At 29.3% G+C, this 4,057-nt stretch carries 5 protein-coding genes; all 5 read left to right on the top strand.

The features are described 5' to 3' along the window. The coding region (gene rlmD / locus VJ881_01425) for a 23S rRNA (uracil(1939)-C(5))-methyltransferase RlmD (GenBank protein HKL74698.1) at nucleotides 1-894 on the top strand (894 nt) is incomplete at its 5' end. A 30-nt stretch (nucleotides 895-924) separates the two neighbouring features. Beyond that, the gene (locus VJ881_01420; GenBank protein ID HKL74697.1) at nucleotides 925-1,194 is read left to right on the top strand and encodes a hypothetical protein; all 270 of its coding nucleotides are present in this window, start codon (nucleotides 925-927) and stop codon (nucleotides 1,192-1,194) included. A gap of 114 nt (nucleotides 1,195-1,308) precedes the next feature. Further along, nucleotides 1,309-1,524, top strand: coding sequence for an FmdB family zinc ribbon protein (locus VJ881_01415; protein ID HKL74696.1), 216 nt, complete (start codon nucleotides 1,309-1,311; stop codon nucleotides 1,522-1,524). A 277-nt stretch (nucleotides 1,525-1,801) separates the two neighbouring features. Continuing rightward, a complete protein-coding gene (locus tag VJ881_01410; protein ID HKL74695.1) occupies nucleotides 1,802-2,983 on the top strand; it encodes a glycine betaine/L-proline ABC transporter ATP-binding protein in 1,182 nt (393 codons plus the stop codon). A 74-nt stretch (nucleotides 2,984-3,057) separates the two neighbouring features. Continuing rightward, on the top strand, nucleotides 3,058-4,005 hold the full coding sequence (locus VJ881_01405) for an ABC transporter substrate-binding protein (GenBank protein ID HKL74694.1): 948 nt from the start codon (nucleotides 3,058-3,060) through the stop codon (nucleotides 4,003-4,005). The last annotated feature ends 52 nt before the right edge of the window (nucleotides 4,006-4,057 follow it).

Genomic DNA, 4,057 nt, shown 5'->3' with positions numbered 1-4,057 from the left:
CTGGATAATTGCCCTATTCAACATCAATTGATAAATAGAATTACTACTAAAACTTTAGAGTTATTGAATAAGAATGAATTAAGTGTTTATAATGAAAAAATCCACAAAGGATTTTTAAGGCACTTGATTGTTAGAGTAGGTGTATGTACAAATCAGGCGTTACTTGCTTTTGTGACAAATGGTAAAATGAATTCTAAGTTAAAAGAAATAGCAAATCAATTAATAAAAGAAATACCGGAATTAATAGGAATATTGCAAAATATTAATGAAAACAAAACAAATGTTATTATGGGAGAAAAAAGCAAAATATTAAGTGGAAAGAAAAGATATAGAGATTATATTGGAAATAAAAAATTTGATATTTCTTTAGATTCATTTTTTCAGACCAATACTCTTCAAACTCAAAAGCTTTATGATATAGCTCTTGATTTTGCCAACTTTAATGGTGATGAGACTTTAATTGACTGCTATTGTGGGACAGGTAGTATTGGATTATATTTTTCAGATGAAGTAAAAAAAGTAGTGGGTATTGATATAAATCAAAATGCTATAAATGATGCCCGAAAAAATAAGAAATTAAATAATATAGATAACGCTGAATTTATAACTGGAGATGTGGGAAAAAACATTTCTGAAGTTATAAATAAATATAAAGATAATAATAATGTTTTAGTTTTTGATCCACCACGAAAAGGCTTAAATGATGAAATTATTCAGGTAATATTAAAAAATCTACCAGAAAAAATAATATATATATCATGTAATCCTTCTACACTTGCTAGAGATTTGAAAAAACTAAAGAAAAAATATAGGATCAGTAATTTAAATGGAGTTGACATGTTTCCTCAAACATATCATGTTGAAACTGTTAGTATGTTAGAAAAAATTGATTAAAAAGGAGAGTGATACTTGGTGCATTATTTTATGCTAATATTTTTCTCAGTTGTAGGGGCAGCTGGGTTAATTTACAATAATGAAATAGGTGTTTTTGTTGGATTGGGGCTTATTCCCTGGCAAATTATTGGTTTAAGAAAAAGTAAAACTTTAAATTTAATTGCTATTATCATTACTACAGTTATTGGTTTTGGATTTTTTATCTATGTGGGTAAATGGATATTGGCGATTTTGTTTTTATTTATAGAAGCATATAATTATTGGGGACATATTAATACAAAGATTGAAAAACAAAAATAACTTGACAAATCGGCTATTTTATTATATATATAATTATAGCAAACAAAATAAAAATATAATTTAAAATAAGAAATAAATAAGAAAATAATTGGTGAAAGAGGGAGGAAGATAATAATGCCTACATATCTATATGAATGTGAAAAATGTGGTAGATTTGAAAAAATGCAAAAAATATCTGAAGATAAGTTAGAAAAATGTCCTGAATGTGGTAGTGATGTAAAAAAAATAATTGGTAATCCAGGAATTGTTTTTAAAGGTTCAGGCTTTTATACAACTGATCATGGTAAAAAGTCTGATAAGGGAAATACCGGGGAAGAAAAGGCTTCTTAAAATTTAATTTAAAAAAAAGGATATATAGTTTGACATAGTATAAAATATTTGTTATCCTTTTTTGCAGAGTCAAGTGAAAAGCTAAAATTGATAACTAATAATTTTTTGGCAGTATATTGTTATCAGTCGCGATGCTTTGCTGCTAATTATTGTTAATCTGATTTATTGAGGTTTAGGATATGTTCAATTGTACCCAGTAGTACTATTTGGATATATTCTAAACCTTTTTTACTTAAGAAAAAAATAGTATAAAATAAAAAAGAGAGAGGTGGAAAACTTGAAAATACAGGTTAATAATTTATATAAGGTTTTTGGTAAAAATAAGAATAAAGCAATACCTCTTTTGAAAGAAGGAAAAACAAAATCCGAGGTAAAAGAAGAGATTGGAGCAACAGTAGGTGTTAATGATGCCAATCTTGAAATTAATGAAGGTGAAATATTTGTAATTATGGGATTATCCGGTAGTGGAAAATCAACTTTGCTCCGCTGTTTTAATAGATTGGTCGAACCTACTGAAGGAGAAATTATAGTTGATGATACAAATGTTATGGACCTTAACAAAGATGAATTAATTAAGTTTAGAGAAGAAAAATTTGGAATGGTTTTTCAAAACTTTGCTCTGTTTCCCTATAGAACTGTTTTAGAAAATGCTGAATTTGGTTTAGAAATTGCTGGGGTAGAAAAATCTGAAAGGCGAGAAAAAGCCAGAAAAGCTTTAAAACAGGTTGGATTAGAAGGATGGGAAGATGAGCATCCAGATCAACTTAGTGGTGGTATGCAGCAGCGTGTAGGTCTAGCAAGAGCACTTGCTGTTGATACTGATATTTTGCTTATGGATGAACCTTTTAGTGCTCTTGATCCTTTAATCAAAAAAGATATGCAGGATAAACTTCTTGATCTTTATGAACATATAGATAAAACAATAGTATTTATTACTCATGATCTTGATGAAGCTTTAAAACTTGGTGATAGAATTGCTATTATGAATGATGGTCGAATTGTACAGGTTGGAAATCATGAAGAAATTCTAACAAATGCTGAAAATGATTATGTTGCTGAATTTGTTCAGGATGTAAATCGTTCAAGAGTATTGACTGCTGAAGATATTATGGGAAAACCTGTTGCTCTTTTATATGAACAGGATGGTCCTCGAACTGCTCTTCATAAGATGAGGAAAAATCACCTTGGTAGTATTTTTGTTGTTGGTAAAGGAAGAAAATACAAAGGGGTTATAAAAATTGAAGATGTTGTAGAAGCAGTAAATCAAGGAAAAGAAAATATTGATGATTTAATTCAGGATGTACCAAAAGCTGATCCTGATGAAAATATTGATCAATTATTTTCTGAAATTGCAAATCTGGAAACCCCAATGCCAGTGCTTACTGATAATGGGAAATTGCAGGGAGTAATTGTTAAAACTGATGTAGTAGCTAATTTAGCATCAGAAGATATTGAATAAATTTTTAAAATAAAATAAAAATAAGAAACAAAAAGAAATTAAAATAATAAAAACCTTTCAGGAGGGATATTAAAATGAAAAAGCAAGTAATATCAATTTTGTTGGTTTTGGTTATGGGATTGACTGTAATGGGAGTTTCTGCACCACAGGCTAAGGCAGCTGAAGACACAGATACAATAGATTTTGGTTATGTTCAGTGGCCTGGAGTTACAGTTAAAACACATGTAGCAATGAAAATTGCAGAGTATCTTGGTTATGAAGCTGAAATGACAAGTGGAGCTCAGGCTGTAGTATTTAAAGGAATGGACTCAGGAGATTTAGACGCTTTTCTTGGTAATTGGATGCCTACAATGAAAATGCATTATGATAAATATGAAGAAAAAGGTTCAGTTCATAATGTAAGTGTTAATTTATATGATGTTGTATATAAAACCGCAGTACCAGAGTATGTTTGGGATGCTGGAGTAAAATCATTTGAAGATCTTAATGAATATGCTGATAAGTTTGATAAAACTATATATGGTATTGAGCCTGGTAATGAAGGTAATCTGATAATAAAGAAAGCTATTGATAATAACACTTATAATCTAGAAGAATGGAAGCTTCAAGCAAGTAGTACAGGTGGAATGCTTACAACTGTTAAAAGAGCTGTAAATAATAAAGAATGGGTTGCATTTAATGGCTGGAAACCTCACTATATGAATGTAATGTTCGATCTTAAATATCTTGAAGACCCTGAAAAGATTTTTGGAGAAGGGGAAAGAGTATACACTGTAGCTAGAACTGGTTTTGAAGATGAAAATCCTAATTATTATACATTTTTAAAACAATTTAAAGTACCGGCACCTATTCAGAATGCCTGGATAAATAGTTATAAAAATGAAGGAATCGATCCTGAAGTTGTAGCAGAAGAATGGATTGCAAATAATCTTGATATTGTAGATCAGTGGGTATTTGGAGTAGAAACTACTGATGGAGAAATGGCTAGAAAAGCTATTAGAAGAATAGTTGAAAACAAGTAATTTCATTAAAAAATAAATTTTCAAGTAAAAAATATTATATTTAAATGAAGTA

It is taken from the genome of Halanaerobiales bacterium, from assembly GCA_035270125.1.
In the GTDB taxonomy this organism is placed as follows: Bacteria; Bacillota; Halanaerobiia; order Halanaerobiales; family DATFIM01; genus DATFIM01.
Note: the sequence above shows the minus strand (reverse complement) of the source record. Positions and strands in the feature narration are given on the sequence as shown.